We start from the raw sequence: 20,446 nt of genomic DNA on the forward strand, positions 1-20,446 counted from the left end.
CTTACCGCGATCACTTTTTATGGCCTAGCTGGGGCGATGATTGGGAAAAGGCGATGCCGGCTGGCGTTGCGTCATCTTGTGAGTTTGCCAGACGGAAGACGGAAACGGCCTGTTTGAGCAACGCGGCCTGCTCTTCGAGCGAATCCGCCGCCGCCGAGGATTGTTCAACCAGTGCCGCGTTCTGCTGGGTGGTGCTGTCCATTTCCACAATAGCCTGATTGACCTGGGTAATTCCCCGGCTCTGTTCATCTGAGGCCGTTGCTATTTCGCCCATAATGTCGTGTACCTGAGTCACGGAGACGACGACGTCATTGATGGTTTTACCTGCATTGCTGACCAGAACGGCGCCGCTGCCGATCTGACTGACCGTCTCGGCGATCAGCCCCTCAATCTCTTTGGCCGCCTGTGAGCTGCGCTGCGCCAGATTGCGGACTTCGCCGGCCACCACGGCGAAACCGCGGCCTTGTTCGCCGGCGCGGGCGGCTTCAACCGCCGCGTTCAGCGCCAGAATATTGGTCTGGAAAGCAATGCCGTTAATCACCGAGGTGATTTCCGCAATACGCCTGGAGCTGTGTTCAATATCGTTCATGGTTTTCACCACATTGTTCACCTGCTCCCCGCCTTGCTTCGCCGTTTGCGACGCGCTGATCACCAGCGTGTTGGCGTGGTGGGCATTGTCCGCGTTTTGTTTCACCGTTGCGGTTAACTGCTCCATGCTGGCGGCGGTCTGCTCAACGGCGGCGGCTTGCTGCTCGGTACGTGAGGACAGGTCGGTGTTGCCGGCGACGATCTCCCCTGACGCGGTGAAAATCTGGCTGACGCCGATGCGGATCTCATCGATCATGTTATGCAGATTAGCATTCATTTTCGCCATCGCCCTGATGAGCTGCCCCAGTTCATCGCGGCGGTCGGTGTTGACGGTCATGGTCAGATCGCCGGTTGCGATGCGCTCGGCCATATCCAGCGTCGTATTCAGCGGGTTGGTGATTTGGCGTGAGATAAACCAGGAAATCAGCAACCCGAGAACCAGCGTAATCAGCATGGTTACGCCCATCTGTATCTCGGAGGAACGAATATCCTGCTGAGCAAGCTGTAGCTGATTGTTAAGCAGGGACTGGATGGTGGCGTTGAGATCGTCCGCACTGGCGGCCATTTGTTTAGCCTGAGTCAGCTCTTCCTGATAGGCGGGCATATAAGCCATGGCGCGCTCTTCATAGGTATTCATGGTGCTCAGAACGGGCGCGAGTATCGCCTGTTGTTCGGCGGGCAGGTTCTGGTACAGCGTAGTCAGCGCGCTTTGCGCATCGTCAATGGCGCCGGCAAGTTCTTCTTCCGATTCCTTATCCCGGGATAACAGCATACCGCGTACATGGTAGCGAACGGCCGTCAGCTTCTGGTTCAGATCGGAAAGCAGCAACTGAAGCCGGATGTTATCCCCGTCGGCTTTTAATTGTTCGTCCAGTTGTTTTAGCGGTGCGCCTGTTTCGGAAATATTCCAGCTTTTCCTGACGTCATCTTTCTTTTGGATGGCGTCAATATAGCTTTGCTGTCTTTGCCGATATTCGGCAATCACGTTTTCGATGTGGGAAAATTGCGTTCTGGCCTGCTCAGGCCAGTTCCAGCCTTTAGCCTGAGATACGTACTGATTAATATTCTCAATGTGTACGATATTTTGTTTTATATCGTCCGGCGAGTAGGTTGCGCTATAGCGCACCCGGTAATATTTGGCCTGATTAATTTCATTATTGATATTGTTGCTTAAATTGACTTTATCAATGCTTTTTTTTAATTCTTCAATGTGCATGACGCCCGCGCCAGCGATGATGACCGTCATCAATAAAATAAAGAAGAAACCTAATCCTAATTTTTTACCGACGTTAATATCTTCAAATTTTATAGCCATGTTGTTTCTTCCACTATCTTATGAACTGAATACTGGCTCAGGCGCGGTTTTGTCATCCATCGCGTTGATTATGAAAGATCGCGCCATGAGATTGTCGTGTGAGGCACAACATATCGGTTAAAAATAATACGATAGAGTCACATAGGGATCATCGGCAGGAGAGGGGAAAACTTTAATACCCTTGCTGGTGATTAATAAGCCAATAAAGTGGGGGAAAACGGGAAATATTCCGTTCATCGTCATTGAAAATAAAAAACCGGAATAACAGGGATTACCGTTACTCCGGTTTATTCAGTCACCGCCGGGGCTGACCCGGGGCGGTAAGAAGACGGCTTATTTTTTCGCCTCGGTGAAACGTTTGGCGGCTTCGTCCCAGTTTACGACGCTCCAGAACGCTTTGATGTAGTCAGGACGACGGTTCTGATATTTCAGATAGTAAGCATGTTCCCATACGTCCAGCCCGACGATTGGGTAGCCGGATGCGCCGGAAATGGCTTCGCCCATCAGCGGGCTATCCTGGTTGGCGGTGGATACAACCGCCAGTTTGCCGTCATCTTTCAGCACCAGCCAGGCCCAGCCGGAACCAAAGCGGGTTGCCGCAGCTTGTTCAAATTTTTCTTTGAACGTATCGACGCTGCCGAAATCACGCTCAATGGCGGCTTTCAGATCGCCGGCCAGCGTGGTGCCCAGTTTCAAACCTTTCCAGAACAGGCTGTGGTTGGCATGGCCGCCCGCGTTGTTACGTAAAGCGGTTTTTTTCTCTGCCGGTACTTTGTCCAACTGCGCGATCAGTTCTTCCGCAGACAGTTTGGCGAACTCAGGCAGGGATTCCAGCGCTGCATTAGCGTTATTGACGTAGGTCTGGTGGTGTTTGGTGTGATGGATTTCCATCGTTTGCTTATCGAAATGAGGTTCCAGCGCGTCATAAGCATAAGGCAGGGATGGCAGTGAATAACTCATGTTTAGCATCTCCATGGTTGTCGTACTGAAGTGTTGTAGTACTGAAAAGAGGTATCGTACACAATTATTCTAGTACACAAAGTGTTGCGGCACTGCTTTTGTTAGCACCGCGTAAGAATTAGGTTCATTATAGTTAATTAAATGATATTGAAAATGATTATTCTCGTCTGAAAGCGATGCGTTTCATCGGCTTAACCCCCGATAACAAGCGCTTATGTGGTAATGCGCTGAGGTAACAACAAATCGGTCTAAGTCTTCGCGCTCTGGCGCTATTCGCACAGTCGCTGCGGATGGGTGTAAATGGTTGAACGGCCCGGACGACAGAAACCCACCAGCGTCAGATTGCATCGCTCGGCCACCTCGACGGCCAGCGAGGTGGCTGCGGAAACCGCAAACAGGATCTCCACGCCGCACATGGCGGACTTTTGTACCATCTCGTAGCTGGCGCGGCTGGAAACCAGCACGGCGCCCTGCCGCCACGGTTGTTTGGCCCGCATACCGAGCAGCTTATCCAGCGCGACGTGGCGACCGACGTCTTCACAGCCGCCGCTTAGCGAACCATCCGGCAGAATCCAGGCCGCGGCATGGGTGCAACCTGTTAATTGACCTGCCTGCTGCACATCTTTCAACTGCGTCAGCGCGGATTCGAGGCGGCTTAGCGAAAAGGTTTGGCTAAAGGGCAAGGGCGCAATGGGTTTACCGATCTCCGATAGCTGCTCAACCCCGCAGACGCCGCACCCGGTGCGGCCGTCCATCGCCCGACGCCGTGCCTTTAATCCGGCAAAGCGGCGGCTGGAAAGCTCGATTTGAACTTCGATGCCGTTGCATACCGGTTGAACATCGATGCCATAGATATCCTGCGGCGACTGGATGATGCCTTCCGACAGCGAAAACCCCAAAGCAAACAGCGGCAGGTCTTTGGGCGACGCCATCATAACGACGTGCGAAATACCGTTATACACCAGCGCCACCGGTACTTCTTCCGCCAGCCAGTCGCCCTGCGGCTGCGCCAATGAACCTTGATGACGAACCGTTCGCTGACATGCCCCTGTCGGGGGCGTTACCGTCTGTGCATTAACGCCTTTCACCTGAACACCTGCAAGTTAATAACCGGAAACTGATGAAAGCATTATTTCACTGCCTCCCGACGGATGCGAATTTTTCTCCGAAAACGGTGAACATGCCCGCGCGCCGCCGACCGTTTTGTTAATGGATGTACCATAAATTGTGCGTTAACTCGAAGAGTTGTCATTCTCTTTCGGCTGCGGCTGTCGGAAATGCGCATCACTGTATACGCTTTAGTCATGCTCTTTATTTAGCGAAACTTTTCATATTGCCTCTATTTTCACTGCGGTTTTGCCGCGAATCCAGACAGCGAAAAGGAGACAGAAATGGCACATGTCACATCTGAAGGCCGGATTACTTCCGACGAGTATGGCGCGCTTAATCTGAAAAAACGTTATGACAACTTTATCGGCGGAGCCTGGGTTCCGCCCGACGGCGGACAGTATTTTGTTAATCTGACGCCGATTACCGGCCAGCCTTTATGTGAAGTCGCCAGTTCCACCTCACGGGATGTCGATCATGCGCTGGATGCCGCCCATAAAGCGAAAGCCGAGTGGGGGGGAATGTCGGTGCAGGAACGGTCGTTGATCCTTACCCGCGTCGCCGACCGAATGGAGCAGAATATTGAACTGCTGGCGAATGTGGAAACCTGGGATAACGGCAAGCCCATCCGCGAAACCAGCGGCGCCGATGTCCCGTTGGCGATAGACCATTTCCGCTATTTCGCCGCCTGTATGCGTTCGCAGGAGGGCGCCATTAGCGAGATTGACGGCGACACGGTGGCCTATCACTTCCATGAGCCGCTGGGCGTGGTCGGCCAGATTATTCCGTGGAACTTCCCGCTGTTGATGGCCTGTTGGAAGATGGCGCCGGCGCTGGCGGCAGGGAACTGTATCGTATTGAAGCCCGCCAAGCTGACGCCGATGTCGGTGCTGATCCTGATGGAACTGATCCAGGATCTGCTGCCGCCAGGGGTGATTAACGTCGTGAACGGTTCGGGCAGCGAGATTGGCGAATATCTGGCAACCTCAAAGCGCGTCGCCAAAGTGGCGTTCACCGGTTCAACAGAGGTCGGCCAGCAAATCATGGGCTATGCCGCGCAGAACGTCACGCCGGTGACGCTGGAGCTGGGAGGGAAATCGCCGAATATCTTCTTTGCGGACGTGATGGACAAGGAAGACAGCTTCTTTGACAAGGTGCTGGAAGGGTTTACGCTGTTCGCCTTTAATCAGGGCGAGGTCTGCACCTGCCCGAGCCGGGCGCTGATTCAGGAATCGATCTACGATCGTTTTATGGAGCGGGCGATTAAACGCGTGGAGTCCATTCGCATCGGCAACCCGCTGGACAGCAAAACCATGATGGGGGCGCAGGTGTCCGCCGGGCAGATGGAGACCATCCTCAACTACATCGACATCGGTAAGAAAGAGGGGGCGCGGGTGCTGACGGGCGGTCATCGCAAAGCGATGCCGGGCGATCTGGCTCAAGGCTATTATCTGGAACCGACCATCCTGTTTGGTAAAAACAGCATGCGCGTTTTCCAGGAAGAGATTTTCGGGCCGGTGCTGGCGGTGACGACCTTTAAAACCATGGAGGATGCGCTGGAAATCGCCAACGAAACGGAATATGGTCTGGGCGCCGGCGTATGGAGCCGTAACGGCAATGTCGCCTACCGGATGGGGCGCGGCATTCAGGCCGGGCGCGTGTGGACCAATTGCTATCATGCCTATCCGGCGCACGCGGCCTTTGGCGGTTACAAGCAGTCGGGCATTGGGCGCGAGAACCACAAAATGATGCTGGAACACTACCAGCAAACCAAATGCCTGTTAGTGAGCTACTCGGATAAACCGTTGGGCTTGTTCTAATGTAAGCATGGGGCCGCTAAAGGTTAGCGGCCTTTTCCCTTCTCGTTTTCACCGCGCGCTTCGGATTACCCCGATTGTTGATTGTATCAATGGTAAACAGGCACTACTCTGTTGAATAGGCATTATATTTTAAGAGGTTGTGCATGACCGACAAGATCGGCTGGATTGATAATTTGCGGGCACTGGCCTGTATGATGGTCGTTCTGATTCACAGCACAACCTACTCCATTACCGCCGGCGGGACACCCGATGACGCCCATTGGAATGTGGCGAATATCCTTAATTCCGCGTCTCGCGTCTGTGTACCGCTGTTCTTCATGATTTCCGGCTATTTGTTTTTTGGCGAACGCAGCGCGCAGAAGAAGCATTTTCTGCGGATAGGTTTATGTATTCTGTTTTATAGCGCCATCGCGTTGATTTATATCGCCACGCTGACGCCGATAAATGGACTGAATGCGCTTCGCCATGCTTTGCAGAAACCGATTTTTTATCACTTATGGTTTTTCTACGCCATTGTGGTGATTTATCTGTTCTCTCCGCTGATAAATATCAAGCCTGTTTCCGGAAAGTATTTGCTGGTGTTCATTGCACTGCTGGCGATTATTGCCAATCCCAATACCGGGCGCGTTGAATTCGCCGGATTCAGGTTACTGCCGGTCAACCTCTATATTTACGGCGATACCTTTTATTACCTGCTGTACGCCATGCTCGGCCGTGCGCTGGGGATGTTGGCTATCCCGCGGAAAATGGTGCTTGCCGCGATGCCGTTATTTATTTTCTGTGTGCTGATGGTGGCGCTGGGAACCAAATATCACACGCTGCGAAACGATAATTTTACCCAGACTTTTTATATTTACTGCGGGCCGCTGGTGTTTCTGGCCGCGGTCAGTCTGTTGATGATAGTTAAATATTACCTGAATCAACGGGTGCTGCCGGGGTTTGCCTTGATATCACGTCACTCGCTGGCGATTTACGGCATTCATGCGTTGATTATCCATTATCTGCGTACTCATGGCATGAATATTCCGTCCCGGCCGGTGCTGGATATTTTTTACGTATTCACCCTTGCGTTGCTGGGCAGCCTGCTGTTGTCGATGGTGTTGCAGAAAATCGATACCCGGCGTCTGATCAGTTAAGATGACGAGGTGCATGGTATAAGTCTTACCGGAATAGTGCGGCAAAACGCGGAGCAGACATGTTGAAGATATTGGGTAAGTTATTCGCTATCACCTTGTTAGTCGCCGGATTAAGCGCCTGCGATAATCCATCGGATAACAATAAGCCTGACCCGCAGCCCGCGCCGCCGCCGATGCAGGCGCCGGAAAGCAACGCCGCCGCGCCGGTGGAGCCGCCCGCCGCGCCTGAAGCATCGGCACACAAGGTGATGCTGCAACAAGGTAAAATCAGTTTTATGCTGCCGGATGCGTTTTCCGACCAAACGCCGCCCGATGATGTTAACAATGGCGAACTGGGTAAAACGCATCTGTTTATTAACAGCGACTCGCGTCAGCAAGTGGTGTTCTCCGTGGTGCCGCCGCCGGCAGGACAGGTATTGCGAACGAATCAGGCGGGGCTGGAGAGCCTGGGAAACGACATTTTCGCCAGTATGCAGGGTCAGTATCAGCATATAAAAAAGATCCGGCAACAGGCCGTCGCCATTGGCAAGACACCCTTGCAGCGTATGGACAACGAGCTACAGGTTGGCGGACAGCAGATCAACTCGACGCTGTTCTATACCGTGTGGCGGAAGAAAATACTGACGTTGCAAATTAACACGCCGGCCAGCCGTGGTGACGTCCATCAGGCGCTGATTGAACAAGTGCTGGCGTCGCTGGACTTTAAATAGTCCACGGGCGTGGACAGATAAAGCGCGGCCGACAACACCGCGCTGGGAACCCTATCTGCTACGCCGGCACACGCCAGTAATCGTAATCGATGTGTTCAACCTGAAAATTGGCATCTTCTTTATCACCCGTCAGACGGCAGGCGATAGTGAAGGCAAAATCAAAGGTGACGCCCAGCCCTTTACCGCAGATCAGGTTACCATCTTCGACGACTTTCTGGTTGACGTATACGCCGTCGGTAACATCCCGCCATAGCTCGCCGGAGCAGACATAACGTCGGCCTTTCAGCAGGTTATTGCCGCCCAGTACGCGTGCGGCGGCGGAACACAGCGGGCAAATCAGCTTGTTGGCCTCATCGTGGCGACGAATGAATTCAACGACGAGCGGGTTCGCCGCTAGATTGACCGTTCCCTGCGGACCTCCGGGAATGATCACGGCATCAAACAGGACGTCCATGTTTCTTTCCAATAAAGCATCGGCAAACATACGAATATTGTGATAACTGCGCAGCTCCAGCCTGTCGTGACATGACAGCATGGTGACCTCTATTTTCATGCGGTGCAGTACATCGATCACCATAATCGCTTCGGCTTCTTCAAAACCAGGCGCCAGCAGAATGGCGATTTTCTTAGACATAACATCTCCAGCAACGTGCAGGGGGAAATAAAGAATAGCAAAGAAAGCGCATTTAAATGAAACGATGTTTTATTATTGTTATTGGCATCGCGTAACCCGTTTTTACTGCTTAGCTTGTCGCACAAATAGCGTTATACTCGCTCACTTGGGCGCGAATCAGGCGCGAATTTTTTTGCCTAAAACTCGACTCTTCTCTTCCTGTGCCGGCAAAAAGATGTTTAAATTATCACTCACTTATTTTGCATAAATATGCATTTTTGAGCGCATTGGTTTTGACAATCAACCCAGTCTGGCCAATTCCCTATCCGGGAAGGCATAACCTCTCATCAATGTATTGCGTAACATAATGGTGTAGCTGCTAAGCTTCTATCCATCGATCTTCGAGCAGGGATTTATTTATGACAACGATTCTCAAACATCTTCCGGTTGGTCAGCGCATTGGTATTGCGTTTTCTGGTGGGCTGGATACCAGCGCCGCGCTGCTTTGGATGCGTCAAAAAGGCGCGGTTCCTTATGCCTACACCGCGAATCTGGGTCAGCCGGATGAAGATGATTACGATGAAATCCCACGCCGCGCCATGGAATACGGCGCTGAAAATGCCCGCCTGATCGACTGCCGTAAGCAACTGGTTGCGGAAGGCATTGCGGCGATCCAGTGCGGCGCTTTTCATAATACTACCGCTGGCGTCACGTATTTTAATACTACTCCGCTGGGGCGGGCGGTAACCGGTACGATGCTGGTGGCGGCGATGAAAGAAGACGGCGTCAATATCTGGGGCGATGGCAGCACTTATAAAGGTAACGATATTGAACGTTTTTATCGCTACGGTTTGCTGACCAATGCCGAACTGAAAATCTATAAACCGTGGCTGGACACCGACTTTATTGATGAGCTGGGCGGCCGTCAGGAAATGTCCGAGTTTATGGCTCAGGCGGGTTTCGGCTACAAAATGTCGGCGGAAAAAGCCTATTCCACCGACTCCAATATTCTGGGTGCGACCCATGAAGCCAAAGATCTGGAATACCTGAACTCCAGCGTCAAAATCGTTAACCCGATCATGGGCGTTAAGTTCTGGGATGAGAACGTCAAAGTCACGGCGGAAGAAGTGACGATCCGTTTTGAACAGGGTCATCCGGTTGCGCTGAATGGCAAAACCTTTGCCGACGATGTGGAACTGATGCTGGAAGCCAACCGTATTGGCGGACGTCACGGTTTAGGCATGAGCGATCAGATTGAGAACCGCATCATTGAAGCGAAAAGCCGTGGCATCTATGAAGCGCCGGGCATGGCGTTGCTGCATATCGCTTATGAGCGTCTGCTTACCGGTATCCACAATGAAGATACCATCGAACAGTATCACGCCAATGGCCGCCAGCTAGGCCGCTTCCTCTATCAGGGGCGCTGGTTCGACTCGCAGGCGCTGATGCTGCGTGACTCTTCACAGCGCTGGATCGCCAGCGCCATCACCGGCGAAGTGACGCTGGAACTGCGCCGTGGCAACGATTATTCCATCATGAACACCGTGTCCGATAATCTGACCTACAAGCCAGAACGTCTGACGATGGAAAAAGGCGATTCGGTGTTCTCGCCGGATGACCGTATCGGCCAACTGACGATGCGCAATCTGGATATCACCGATACCCGCGAAAAGCTGTTCAACTATGTTGAAACCGGACTGTTGTCTTCATCTGCCAACGCCGGCCTGCCGCAGGTTGAGCAGTTGCAGGACAAAACCAAAAAGTAATTCACCGCAGTTTGGTATTTAATGCATAAAAATCCGGAGACGAAAAACGTTTCCGGATTTTTTTATGCGCCTGCATCGGTGGTATTTCTATGCTTATTCTTTTTTTGTATTAATAAAAAAATAAAATTACCGATATCTTTTACAGAACAGTCTTTTTTCAATGCTGATATCAACCGTCTTTATCACATGAGGTAAGTTCGCGACAAGATTGGCGGAAGTGCGTTTATTTCTCTGTCGGTCATCGCCTTTAATAGCATCAATAATCGCTGTTTGGATGACAGCGTTTGATATCTGTTTCAACATATTGGTTTGGGTTATCACTATAACTTCTAGCCTGGACCGGTATTAAAACAATAAGAAGGAGCGGCGTTGTGACTATATCTGGTATCGACACACACAGTCAGAATATAAAACCTATTTATCCCCTTATCGCATCCGATCGCGTTGTGGATAACACCAACTCATCAACGGCGGGTACAGACGGTTATTCGCCGGGGAATAGCCCGCCGGGCGCCAGTACCCAGGTAACGCTGTCGACGGACGGAGAAAAACAGTCCGGAATGGCGCAGTCACGTGACAGCCTGCAAGATCTGGAGAAGCAACTGGTGTCCCGCGAAGCGCAACAGGCGAAAGAGGAGCGGGAAGAGCAAGCGCGGCAGCAGGCCGATTCTTCGCAACGTTCGCTGGAAATGATCAACGGTATTCCCCTTTACGGCGGTACGTTGGTATCCATGATTAATTACCCTGACGGCAGTTGGGAGGCATTTGATGCCTTTACCGGTAAGCCGGTGACGGCCGAGGATGCCGGGGTGATAGGGCGGGAAACCGCCGATGATAATAGGGACATGTTCAGCTTTTACAGTAAAGGAATATATAACGGTATGACCGCCGCTGAAATTTACGAAAAAATACAGCAGATGATGGGCGTCGAATCGGCCGATTTGGCCTGGAGCCGATATTTGAATGCTGAATAATGACTGCTGATGTCATTATGAATCAACCATGAATAACCGGTTGAAAAATATAGACTCGCTGTTTTTACCATAAGTATATTCAATATCTATTGACCGTGGCTTTACTGCGGCCATAAAGCGTTATGCTTATATTCCATAAGTTGAATATATTCCCCTCTCTGGGATGAGGGGCTAAAAAATTCCGATTATTCGTGTTATCTAAAACCTATCCAGCAAAAAATCGATAGCACTTTTTATCCTTTCACGGTGTTCCTGAACGCTTGCCACTTCCGGACACATTTGGGTCTGACGAATATGTTGCTCTGCACATCAAGCAGGTAAGGGTAAGCATGGCTATTACCATTATTACGGTAAACAATGTACCGCATAGATTAAAATACCCGTTGATCGTCCGATAACAAACCATGCTTATCCGTAATACGGTTAAGCTTCTGGAGTGCCTTGTGGTTTTTTTCCAGCGTTCGGATTCTGACGCTCGAATCTCGTGTTTCAGGGCTTCGGTGAGTACAGCAGACAAATTTATGCCCGCATTACGTGCTTGCTGAAATAGCGCGGGCTCTGGTGTCACACTTACCGTCTTCTTGCGGCGGATGCTCGCGCTACCCTTTGTTAAAACACGTGTAATTGACCCTTGCAAATGGTGTTGGTCATTTTATTACGAGCGGAGGCGGTTTTTTTCAATGCTCTTTGCACCAGCGTTATCGTGGTATAAGTGTTATGGCATTCTTGTAAATATTGGCATGATCACATTTATCTTACAAAAACGCCCTGAAAACAGGGCGTTGTGGCAGTCAGTGGAACAGGGTGGAAATTATTCGATATTTTGGATCTGCTCCCGCATCTGCTCAATCAGTACCTTGAGTTCGATGGCTGAGGCGGTGACATCGGCGTTAATGGATTTAGATGCCAGCGTGTTGGATTCGCGGTTGAATTCCTGCATCATAAAGTCCAGACGTCGGCCGACGGCTTCTTCTTTTTTCAGAATTTTATAGGTTTCCGCCACGTGGGCTTCCAGGCGATCGAGCTCTTCCGCCACGTCCACGCGCTGCGCCATGATAACCAGTTCCTGTTCCAGGCGGTTATTTTCCAACTGAACCTGTGCCTCTTCCAGTTTGCTGAGCAGCCGTTCACGCTGCCATTGCAGGATATTCGGCATATGCGCCCGCACTTTGGCGACTTCGCCGCTGACGCCCGCCAGGCGCTGTTCAATCAGTCCTTTCAGGGCGTGGCCTTCGCTTTCCCGCGCGCTGATGAAATCATCCAGCGTACGATCCAACGCTTGCAACAACTCGGCGCTGATGGCGTCCAGATCCTGCTCTTCGGCGGCCATGACGCCGGGCCAGCGCAGAATATCGACCGGGTTGATCTCCCCTTCGTCGCTCTGCATTTTTACCCAGTTGGCTGCGCTGACTAATTGTTTAGCCAGGTTTTCATTGAGGATCAGCGAGCTTTGCGCCCGTGGATCCAGATCAAAACGCAGGTTGCATTCAATTTTACCGCGGGTCAAACGAGTGCGGATGCGATCGCGGATAACAGGCTCCAGACTGCGGAACTGTTCTGGTAAACGGATGTAGGTTTCCAGATAACGTTGGTTGACAGAACGCAGTTCCCAGGCTGCGCTTCCCCAGTCACCCTTGACTTCTCGCCGGGCGTAAGCGGTCATGCTGCGAATCATTGGTGCATACCTGTAGAGCAAATGATGAAAGGATTATAACGTTGTGTCTCTGGGCTGGGTAGAACAAAATCGGCAAGCTGGCAGTCAGGTCTCCTGGAACGGCCGTTGACAGGGAGTGCGCCATACTGTTTTTGTGATACCGCTTGCCTGTTTATATGGTTTTATGCGGCGTGAAGTAGCGCTTCATTCTGTCGGGCGATTTCCTGGCATTTATTTTTCATCATCTGTTTTAGCTGTAATGTCGCCCGTGACTGAGGGTTATCCCGGCGGCTAATCAGCGTCACTTCAAACGGTAACGGCTGGTCGATGGAGACGATTTTAAGCTGGTTGGCGTAGCGACAGGCGGTAAAGAGATCGACCACGCCGACCCCCCCTCCGGCCAGTACCATATCGGCAATCACCGAGTAGGTTTTGATATACAGCGCCGCCGCCGGCTTCAGGGATTTATCGCGTAATGCCCGATGTAATACCTGTCCGAGCGGATCCTGAAGCTGCATCATCAGCAGATTGTTCGAGCACAGCCATTCCAGCGAAACGGGGCCGTTCACCGGGCTGTCTTTGGGCAGCAATGCCACCATGGAAGACTGAAACAGCGGTTCCGCCAGCAAGGCCGCCGGCACCTGCTGACCAAACACCAGCGCGAAATCAAGCTGATCTTGCAGGATATTCAGGCAAAGCGTACTAAAATGTTCCGTCACCAGCTCCACGTTGACCAGCATCTCCTGCTTATGAAATTCCACCAGCGCGGGGGCCACAATCATCTGTCCAAACGCATGCGCCGCGCCAAGGCGAACGGACTGTTCTTTGCCGGTTTTGATCTGTTCTGTCAACGAGCTGATGGTTTGCAGGTTTCTGAATAGCGCCTGTACGTCGGGGATCAGGCGGCGGCCTTCCTTGGTGACGATCATGCCTTGCGTACGTCGTTCAAACAGAGCGAAGCCAAGCTGTTGTTCCGCGTGATTAAGCACCCGGCTGACATTAGGCTGGGAAACGTTCAGCAGGCGGGCGGCGCCGCTAATGGTGCCCGCCTGAATAATCGCCTGGAAAATTTCGATGTGTCGTAAACGCATGGGAGCATGCTCCGTGTCTCTTTGGTGGTCGCTGTACCGTTAAGAAATCCGTGCAATATTCATGCCATTCATGAATGCTCGCCTGTTATCGCTTTTGGCTGTTTAAATCGGGCGTCCCGGGTGGTTTATCGTGGTTATCCCAAGGCCATGGACGCAGAGGACATCGATAGCCGTCAAAGATCGGAAAAGTGCAGGGTTGGAAGAGAGGTTGTCAGGCACAGTCAAAAGCATCGGCGCAGGATGCAAAGGAATGGGCGTTAATTGCGCATTTATGGCGTGTTTGCACCAAAATGGACAAAAAACCCCCGCTTTGTATTTTCAACCTGCCCGACGCCGGTTACTCAATCGATGCCGCGCTCGCGGTATCGCATCCGTCACCGATAAATATTCGCGACCGGATCTTCACCGACATAGCCGTAACCGCGGTACATGCCTTCACTGTTGAACGGCAGCGCAATGTTGCCATGGCGATCGACGGCAATCAGGCCGCCGCTGCCGTTCAGCCGCACCAGTTTTTCCATTACGACGCGTTCAGCGGCCTGCGGCAGGGAAAGTCCGGCATATTCCATCAGCGCGGAAACGTCATAGGCGGCTACGGTACGCATAAAGATTTCGCCGGTGCCGGTGCAGGAGACCGCGACGGTCTGGTTATTGGCATAACATCCCGCGCCGATGATGGGGCTGTCTCCTACCCGGCCGGCCTGTTTATTGGTCATGCCGCCGGTGGAGGTCGCCGCGGCAAGATTTCCGGCGCTATCCAGCGCCACGGCGCCGACGGTGCCGTATTTGCGGTCGGGATCGATAGGGTCGGCGCCTGTAAGCTGGGCCTGACCATCGTGATCCAGCACCACTTTGCCTGAGCCTGACTGTGCGTTATACAACTGTTGCCTGCGTTCTTCGGTGGAGAAAAAGGCGGGTTCCACCATCGTCAGGCGGTGCCGGCGGGCGAAATCTTCCGCGCCGTCGGCAGTGAACATCACATGCTGGCTGTGCTCCAGTACGGCGCGGGCGGCCAACACCGGGTTGCGGATATGGCTGACGCAACTGACGGCCCCGGCATCCAACGTGCGGCCGTCCATGATGCTGGCATCCAGTTCGTGAGTTTCATTATGGGTAAACACCGAGCCATGTCCGGCATTAAACAGCGGACACTCTTCAAGTAGCCGAACGGCCTCCGTCACCGCATCCAGCGCGCTGCCGTCCTGTGCCAGAATTTGCTGTCCGCTGGCGACAATGTCGGCCAGCGCGGCCAGATAACGCTGTTCTTTTTCCGCGCTCATGGCCGAACGTGTCAGTGCGCCGGCGCCGCCGTGGATGACAATCACGGGTTTTATCATGTTACAGATTCTCTTTTTAGTCGTGCAATAACGCCGCAAGGAGCGGTTCCAGCCTCAATTCTGCGTTGTCGCCAGATAGGAAAAAGCACTCAACAGGCTAACCAATTCCGTCATGGTTTGCGCAGTATAACCGACGGTAATGGCATCCTGACGTTTTACGCCGGGGAGCAAACAGAACAGATCGGCCAGTACCGGCTTCGCCACCATCAGCTCAAGATGATAGGGCGACTGAATACGCGACGTAACGGTTTTGTGGGCTTTGCTGACGGCATTCATCGCCGCCTGTCGAATGACCTGACGGGCCGCTTCCGGACTTAATGATTCCGCGGCATGTTGGGAAATCGCCCGTTTGACGCAGGCATAACCGGCGGCCGGATAATAGCGGGCGATCCATTGTTGCAGCGTATCGTCGCCGCTGACCAGCCAGAGCGGGGTGTTTTGCTCGGCGCCGGCAGCCGCGTAGATATCGCTTTCGCCCATGACTTCACCATTAATATGAACCCGGTAAAAAGCCCGGCCGTTGATGGTATGCGCCAGCACGCCGAACTCCCCGGCGGCGCTGTGATAACCAATAAACATCATGCCGTCATAGCGTTGTTGTTCCAGCCCTTCAACCATTGATAAGCCACGCGGTTTGCCTTGCACCAGCCGGGCGCGGGCATCCATATTCTCCGCCCGCAGATTTACCATGGCGGCATGACTGTCAGCCACGACGACCTCGGTGGCGCCGCCGGCGAACGCCCCTTCAATGGCGGCATTGACTTCCTGCTCCATCAGACCGCGAGCGAGCTGATACTCCGCCGTGCCGGGGCTGCACTGTTCCGGGCGCATCACGCCTGCGATCCCCTCAATGTCTGCCGAAATGAAAATTTTCATGACCCATTCCTTAATCAAGTAAATCCTGTACCAGACGATCCAGTACCTGACGTAATGCCGGACGGTGATGCCCGCGAAAACCCGTCACCGACTCTGCGTTGAGCAGGGCGTCCAGCACCGCGTGTTCGGTGGCGTCCGCGGCGGCGCTCAACATGGGTTCGAGTTTGTCGTCGGCGGGCGGTTGCGGAGCCGGGCAGGTGGAAAACGCGACGGCAATATCGCCGGACCCATGGCCCCAGTAGCTGCCCAGACGGCCTAATCCCGCTCCCGCGCGCTTGGCGATGCGTCCGAGCTGGCGCGCATCCAGCGGCGCGTCCGTCGCCATAATAATGATGATTGAGCCGGCGTCCCGCTGCGGCGCCAGTTCAGGCAATAAAGGGGCAATGGCTTCGCCCATCCGCACGCCGTCAAGCGTCAGCGCGGAGAGCGTGCCGAAATTCGCCAGCACCAGCACGCCCAGCGTGGCGTTCAATTCCGGGATGAGGCGTGAAGCGGTGCCGATGCCGCCTTTCAGCCCAAAGCAACTCATGCCGCGCCCCGCGCCGACGCTGCCGCGCGTAAAGGTTTCTTCGGCGCATTCCATCGCCCGACGCGCCATCTGTTCGGTAACGGCCAGCGTCTGAATATCATTCAGCCAGCCGTCATTGCACTCCAGCACCAGCGGGTTGACGGTGGGAAGGGTGCGGCCCAGTTCAGGATTACGTGCAATGGCGTTGCGTACCAGCGCGGTAAACAGCGTCCCCACGGCCAGCGTGTTGCTGAGCAGAATGGGCGTCTGCAACAGACCAAGCTCCTCAATCTGTATCAGCCCCACGGGTTTGGCGAAACCGTTTAATACCGCTGCGCCACAGGGCAGAGGGTGGGTAAACAGGTTCTCGTCAGAGGGCAGGATCGCCGTTACGCCAGTTTGGGTCGCTCTCTCAGCCAGCGTACAGTGCCCGACGCGAACGCCGGCTACGTCGCTGATGTTGTTGCGCGGCCCGCTGGCTGAGCGGGGCGTGCCCAACTGGCGGTGTTGCCGCCAGCGGCGTAACAACAAAATCATCTGTTGCTGTTGATAGGAAGCCATGTCCGCTCCTTAGCTTTTCAGTTTCGGATCGAGCGTATCACGCAGCGCATCGCCCAGCAGGTTGAAAGCCAGTACGGTAAAAAATATCGCCAGTCCGGGGAATACGCTGACATGCCAGAAGCCGGCCATCATCAGGCTACGGCTCATCGCCAGAATATTGCCCCATTCAGGTACGTCCGGCTCCGGGCCCAAGCCAATAAAGCTGAGGCTGGCGGCGGTCAGGATGCTGGTGCCGATACGCATGGTGAAATAAACGATCACGCTGGGCAGAGTGCCCGGCAGAATGTGGCGTAGCAGCACAATGCGGTCCGGCGCGCCCGCGCAGCGCACGGCTTCGACGTAGGCGGCTTGCTTCAGCGACAGCGTGGAGGCGCGCACAATACGGGCGAATACCGGTACGCTGAAGACGGCGACGGCAATAATCACGTTGTTCAGCCCCGGCCCAAGGATCGCCACCACGGCAATCGCCAGCAGCATCCCGGGGAAGGCGAAGAGCACATCGGAGCCGCGCATAATCAGCATATCGATCCAGCGGCCGTAATATCCCGCCAGCAGGCCTAACACAATGCCTGCCAGCATTCCCAACGTAACGGAAAAAATACCGATATACAGCGAGATGCGGGAACCGTAAATAATGCGGCTCAAGATGTCGCGCCCGAGGTCGTCGGTTCCCATCCAGTGGGCCGCTGACGGCGGCGAGGAGATCGCCATCCAGTCGGGTTCCATCGGATCCCACGGCGCCAGCCAAGGGGCAAAGACCGCCACCAGTAGCAGCAGCAAAATGAATCCGCTGGAAATCAGCGCCATCGGATTATGGATAAACACCTGGGCGAAATCACGCCAGGGGGAACGGATGGTGTTTTCGCCGAGCGTAACAGCGGCCACGGCGGGCTCGGAAGGCAGGCTCATCATATCTCCTAACGTAAGCGAATCGCCGGATTGACCACCGCGTACAGCAGGTCCACCAACAGGTTAATAACAATAAATTCAAACACAAACAGCATAACCAGCGCCTGAATGACCGGCTGGTCCTGCGTTTTGATCGATTCGATCAAAAGCCAGCCCAGGCCCGGCCAACTGAACACGCTTTCCACCACGATTGAGCCGCCGAGTAGAAAGCCGAACTGCAATCCCAGCATGGTGATCACCGGGATAAGCGCGTTGCGCATTACGTGTTTCCACGTTACCAGCCGGTTACGCAGCCCTTTGGAACGGGCGGTGCGCACATAGTCTTCCTGCGCCACTTCCAAGAAGGCGGAGCGGGTAAAACGCGCCATCACCGCGGCCACCGATGCGCCCAGGGTGAGCGCGGGCAGAATAATATCGCTGGGCTGATTAAAGCCGCTGACGGAAAAGACGCCGAACGGCATCGCCACGAACTGGATCAGCAGTAATCCCAGCCAGAACGGCGGCATGGAAATGCCCCCGACGGCAAAGCTCATCAGCGTCCAGTCCTGCCATTTCCCCCGTTTTAGCGCGGAAATCACGCCAATCAGCAGCCCCAGCGCCACCGACCAGGCGAACCCCGCCAGCGCCAGCCACATGGTGGGCATAAAACTTTTACCGATTACCTCGGTAACGGGTTGCTGGGTGCGATAAGTGACGCCCAGCTCCCCTTTGAACAAACCGCCGAGCCAGTTGACGTACTGTTGCGGCAGCGGATCGTTCAGCCCCAGTTGCTGGCGCGCCGCTTCAACGGCTTCAATGGTGGCATCCGGCCCGGCGTAAATGCGTGCCGGATCGCCCGGCAGCAGTTTGATAAAACCGAACACTAACAGGGAGACCACCAGCAGAACCGGGATCATTTCCAGCAAACGTCGGACGATATAGGCAAACATGGCGTGCTCCCCGGGTCTGTTACTTAAATTCCGCCTGATCAAAGATCAGCGAGCCGTCGGCCAGCATATAAACGCCGGAAAGATTTTTCGCTTTACCCACCAGGTTGTCCGGCGCGCCGAGGAAAGCGACGGCCGAATCCTGCCAAATCAGTTTCTGCGCGTCGGCATAGGCTGCGGCGCGTTTGGCCGGGTCGGCGGTTTGCAGGCCGGCCATAATGGCCTTGTCCACCGCCGGGTTGCTGTAGTAAGAAACGTTATAGGCGGTCGGCACCCAGGATTCGGTGGCGAACAGCGGACGCAGCGCCCAATCGGCATCCCCGGTGGAGGTCGACCAGCCGCCGTAGTAAAGGTCAAACTCCGCCTGTTTCGGGTCCTTCACGCCCCACAGCTTGGCGTTACGTGCGCCGGAGTCCATTGGCGTGACGGTGGCGCGGATGCCAACCTGAGACAACTGCTGTTTGAGGAATTGCGCGCTACGAACGGCTACCGTCGCGTTGGTGGTCCACAGCTTCAGATCCAGCCCGTTGGCGTAACCGGCTTCTTTCAGCAGCGCCTTGGCTTTTTCCGGATTGTAACTGTAGTCCGGGGTGGCTTGTTTCTGGTAGAACTGAACGTTAGGCGGCATGGCTGAGGTGGCCGGTGTTCCCATGCCGGCAAAACCGACTTTCAACCACATATCGCGGTTGATGGCATAGTTGATCGCCTGACGCACGCGCACATCCTGCAACGGTTTGTGCTGCGCGTTGAGCGCGATGTAGTAGAAATAAATACTTTCATCACGCTGTACCGCCAGCTTGCTGTCGCTTTGCACCGCGTTCAGCAGGTCGGAGGGCAGGGGGTAGATGGCATCGACCTGGCCGGATTTCAACGATGCCACACGGGTGGAGTCTTCCGGCGCCGGGAAGAAGGTTACGCTATCGACTTTCGGCCAGCCTTTCTGCCAGTAATTGTCATATTTCACCAGCTTCACGTCTTTACCCTGCTGCCACGTATCGAATTTGAACGGGCCGGTTCCCACCGGGTTGACGCGCAGCTGTGCTTCATCAGGATATTTTTTCAACGCCTCCGGGCTGTGCATCACCGCAGACGGGTGGGCCAGGGTGTTGACGAAGGCGCCGAACGATTGATTAAGATCGATTTTCACCTGGGTGGGCGAGATCACCGTAACCGTTTTTATCATTTTAAACAGGCTATTACGTTTCAGACCTTTGGTCTGATCGGCGAGTCTGTCGAGGTTGGCTTTAACGGCATCGGCGTTGAACGGCGTACCATCCTGAAAGGTGATGCCCTCACGTAGCGTGATGACGAATTCGGTGGCGTCTTCATTACTGGTGTAGTCAGCGGCCAGTCTGGGCTCCAGTTTCATTTTGTTATCGAACTGGAACAGGCGCTCAAAAATACCGCTCTGAATGGAGTAGCTCAGCGTATCGGAGGTGTCGTGCGGGTCTAATCCGGTGATATCGGCGTAGATGGAAATGCGAAGATCCTGTGCCTGGGCAATAGCTGCCAGACACAATGAAAGCCCGAGGGCAACAGCGGATCGGCGAACGAATGGCTTCATGGTGTTTCTCCTGGTTAGCGATATAAAAATA

General features: G+C 54.1%; 17 protein-coding genes and 2 pseudogenes. 5 read left to right on the forward strand and 14 right to left on the reverse strand.

Annotation, left to right across the window (positions count from 1 at the left end; genetic code table 11):
- Positions 1-10: 10 nt before the first annotated feature.
- The 3 genes from JG725_RS16155 to fdhD form a co-directional block, all read right to left on the reverse strand.
- Entirely contained in the window at positions 11-1,903 is a 1,893-nt protein-coding gene (locus JG725_RS16155) for a methyl-accepting chemotaxis protein (protein WP_172291035.1), read from the reverse strand.
- A 333-nt stretch (positions 1,904-2,236) separates the two neighbouring features.
- Entirely contained in the window at positions 2,237-2,863 is a 627-nt protein-coding gene (gene sodA, locus JG725_RS16160; RefSeq protein ID WP_172291036.1) for a superoxide dismutase [Mn], read from the reverse strand.
- A 269-nt stretch (positions 2,864-3,132) separates the two neighbouring features.
- A complete protein-coding gene (gene fdhD, locus JG725_RS16165) occupies positions 3,133-3,951 on the reverse strand; it encodes a formate dehydrogenase accessory sulfurtransferase FdhD (protein WP_199378806.1) in 819 nt (272 codons plus the stop codon).
- Between the two features lie 303 nt (positions 3,952-4,254).
- Between fdhD and JG725_RS16170 the strand changes: the two genes are divergently transcribed.
- From JG725_RS16170 to JG725_RS16180, 3 genes are all read left to right on the forward strand, one after another.
- The gene (locus JG725_RS16170; protein ID WP_199378808.1) at positions 4,255-5,790 is read left to right on the forward strand and encodes an aldehyde dehydrogenase family protein; all 1,536 of its coding nucleotides are present in this window, start codon (positions 4,255-4,257) and stop codon (positions 5,788-5,790) included.
- Positions 5,791-5,933: 143 nt separating this feature from the next.
- Positions 5,934-6,926 carry an acyltransferase gene (locus JG725_RS16175; protein ID WP_172291039.1) on the forward strand — a complete coding sequence of 331 codons (993 nt, stop codon included), beginning with the start codon at positions 5,934-5,936 and terminating at the stop codon, positions 6,924-6,926.
- Positions 6,927-6,985: 59 nt separating this feature from the next.
- Positions 6,986-7,636, forward strand: coding sequence for a DcrB-related protein (locus JG725_RS16180; protein WP_172291040.1), 651 nt, complete (start codon positions 6,986-6,988; stop codon positions 7,634-7,636).
- A 58-nt stretch (positions 7,637-7,694) separates the two neighbouring features.
- On the opposite strand, the gene JG725_RS16185 is transcribed toward JG725_RS16180, so the two are convergent.
- Positions 7,695-8,270, reverse strand: a complete 576-nt coding sequence (locus JG725_RS16185) for a DJ-1/PfpI family protein (RefSeq protein ID WP_172291041.1) — start codon at positions 8,268-8,270, stop codon at positions 7,695-7,697.
- A gap of 398 nt (positions 8,271-8,668) precedes the next feature.
- Between JG725_RS16185 and argG the strand changes: the two genes are divergently transcribed.
- Both argG and JG725_RS16195 read left to right on the forward strand, forming a co-directional pair.
- The gene (argG, locus tag JG725_RS16190; protein ID WP_199378811.1) at positions 8,669-10,015 is read left to right on the forward strand and encodes an argininosuccinate synthase; all 1,347 of its coding nucleotides are present in this window, start codon (positions 8,669-8,671) and stop codon (positions 10,013-10,015) included.
- A gap of 371 nt (positions 10,016-10,386) precedes the next feature.
- Positions 10,387-10,989, forward strand: a complete 603-nt coding sequence (locus JG725_RS16195) for a hypothetical protein (RefSeq protein WP_172291043.1) — start codon at positions 10,387-10,389, stop codon at positions 10,987-10,989.
- Between the two features lie 293 nt (positions 10,990-11,282).
- Here JG725_RS16195 and JG725_RS20905 read toward each other — a convergent pair.
- From JG725_RS20905 to JG725_RS16240, 10 genes and pseudogenes are all read right to left on the reverse strand, one after another.
- Positions 11,283-11,357: pseudogene (locus JG725_RS20905) on the reverse strand (cytotoxin); the annotation flags it as partial.
- 3 nt (positions 11,358-11,360) lie between these two features.
- Positions 11,361-11,614: pseudogene (locus JG725_RS16200) on the reverse strand (type II toxin-antitoxin system CcdA family antitoxin).
- 186 nt (positions 11,615-11,800) lie between these two features.
- Entirely contained in the window at positions 11,801-12,664 is an 864-nt protein-coding gene (locus tag JG725_RS16205) for a YicC/YloC family endoribonuclease (RefSeq protein WP_172291044.1), read from the reverse strand.
- A gap of 161 nt (positions 12,665-12,825) precedes the next feature.
- Entirely contained in the window at positions 12,826-13,734 is a 909-nt protein-coding gene (locus JG725_RS16210; protein ID WP_172291045.1) for a LysR family transcriptional regulator, read from the reverse strand.
- Positions 13,735-14,108: 374 nt separating this feature from the next.
- On the reverse strand, positions 14,109-15,071 hold the full coding sequence (locus JG725_RS16215; RefSeq protein WP_199378813.1) for an isoaspartyl peptidase/L-asparaginase family protein: 963 nt from the start codon (positions 15,069-15,071) through the stop codon (positions 14,109-14,111).
- Between the two features lie 54 nt (positions 15,072-15,125).
- A complete protein-coding gene (locus JG725_RS16220) occupies positions 15,126-15,947 on the reverse strand; it encodes a M55 family metallopeptidase (protein WP_172291047.1) in 822 nt (273 codons plus the stop codon).
- 10 nt (positions 15,948-15,957) lie between these two features.
- On the reverse strand, positions 15,958-17,016 hold the full coding sequence (locus tag JG725_RS16225) for a P1 family peptidase (protein ID WP_199378815.1): 1,059 nt from the start codon (positions 17,014-17,016) through the stop codon (positions 15,958-15,960).
- 9 nt (positions 17,017-17,025) lie between these two features.
- A complete protein-coding gene (locus JG725_RS16230) occupies positions 17,026-17,925 on the reverse strand; it encodes an ABC transporter permease subunit (protein WP_172291049.1) in 900 nt (299 codons plus the stop codon).
- A gap of 8 nt (positions 17,926-17,933) precedes the next feature.
- Positions 17,934-18,854 (reverse strand): ABC transporter permease, encoded by a 921-nt coding sequence (locus JG725_RS16235; protein WP_172291050.1) that lies wholly within the window; start codon positions 18,852-18,854, stop codon positions 17,934-17,936.
- A gap of 19 nt (positions 18,855-18,873) precedes the next feature.
- Positions 18,874-20,415, reverse strand: a complete 1,542-nt coding sequence (locus tag JG725_RS16240) for a glutathione ABC transporter substrate-binding protein (RefSeq protein ID WP_172291051.1) — start codon at positions 20,413-20,415, stop codon at positions 18,874-18,876.
- Positions 20,416-20,446 lie beyond the last annotated feature (31 nt).

Origin of the sequence: Brenneria sp. L3-3C-1 (assembly GCF_016456245.1) — a bacterium.
Taxonomy (GTDB): domain Bacteria; phylum Pseudomonadota; class Gammaproteobacteria; order Enterobacterales; family Enterobacteriaceae; genus Brenneria.

Excerpts from the sequence above, each read along its gene's own strand:
- JG725_RS16155 (WP_172291035.1), bottom strand. The coding sequence starts at position 1,903 with ATGGCTATAAAATTTGAAGATATTAACGTCGGTAAAAAATTAGGATTA.
- sodA (WP_172291036.1), bottom strand. The coding sequence starts at position 2,863 with ATGAGTTATTCACTGCCATCCCTGCCTTATGCTTATGACGCGCTGGAA.
- JG725_RS16170 (WP_199378808.1), top strand. The coding sequence starts at position 4,255 with ATGGCACATGTCACATCTGAAGGCCGGATTACTTCCGACGAGTATGGC.
- JG725_RS16175 (WP_172291039.1), top strand. The coding sequence starts at position 5,934 with ATGACCGACAAGATCGGCTGGATTGATAATTTGCGGGCACTGGCCTGT.
- JG725_RS16180 (WP_172291040.1), top strand. The coding sequence starts at position 6,986 with ATGTTGAAGATATTGGGTAAGTTATTCGCTATCACCTTGTTAGTCGCC.
- JG725_RS16185 (WP_172291041.1), bottom strand. The coding sequence starts at position 8,270 with ATGTCTAAGAAAATCGCCATTCTGCTGGCGCCTGGTTTTGAAGAAGCC.
- argG (WP_199378811.1), top strand. The coding sequence starts at position 8,669 with ATGACAACGATTCTCAAACATCTTCCGGTTGGTCAGCGCATTGGTATT.
- JG725_RS16205 (WP_172291044.1), bottom strand. The coding sequence starts at position 12,664 with ATGATTCGCAGCATGACCGCTTACGCCCGGCGAGAAGTCAAGGGTGAC.
- JG725_RS16210 (WP_172291045.1), bottom strand. The coding sequence starts at position 13,734 with ATGCGTTTACGACACATCGAAATTTTCCAGGCGATTATTCAGGCGGGC.
- JG725_RS16215 (WP_199378813.1), bottom strand. The coding sequence starts at position 15,071 with ATGATAAAACCCGTGATTGTCATCCACGGCGGCGCCGGCGCACTGACA.
- JG725_RS16220 (WP_172291047.1), bottom strand. The coding sequence starts at position 15,947 with ATGAAAATTTTCATTTCGGCAGACATTGAGGGGATCGCAGGCGTGATG.
- JG725_RS16225 (WP_199378815.1), bottom strand. The coding sequence starts at position 17,016 with ATGGCTTCCTATCAACAGCAACAGATGATTTTGTTGTTACGCCGCTGG.
- JG725_RS16230 (WP_172291049.1), bottom strand. The coding sequence starts at position 17,925 with ATGAGCCTGCCTTCCGAGCCCGCCGTGGCCGCTGTTACGCTCGGCGAA.
- JG725_RS16235 (WP_172291050.1), bottom strand. The coding sequence starts at position 18,854 with ATGTTTGCCTATATCGTCCGACGTTTGCTGGAAATGATCCCGGTTCTG.
- JG725_RS16240 (WP_172291051.1), bottom strand. The coding sequence starts at position 20,415 with ATGAAGCCATTCGTTCGCCGATCCGCTGTTGCCCTCGGGCTTTCATTG.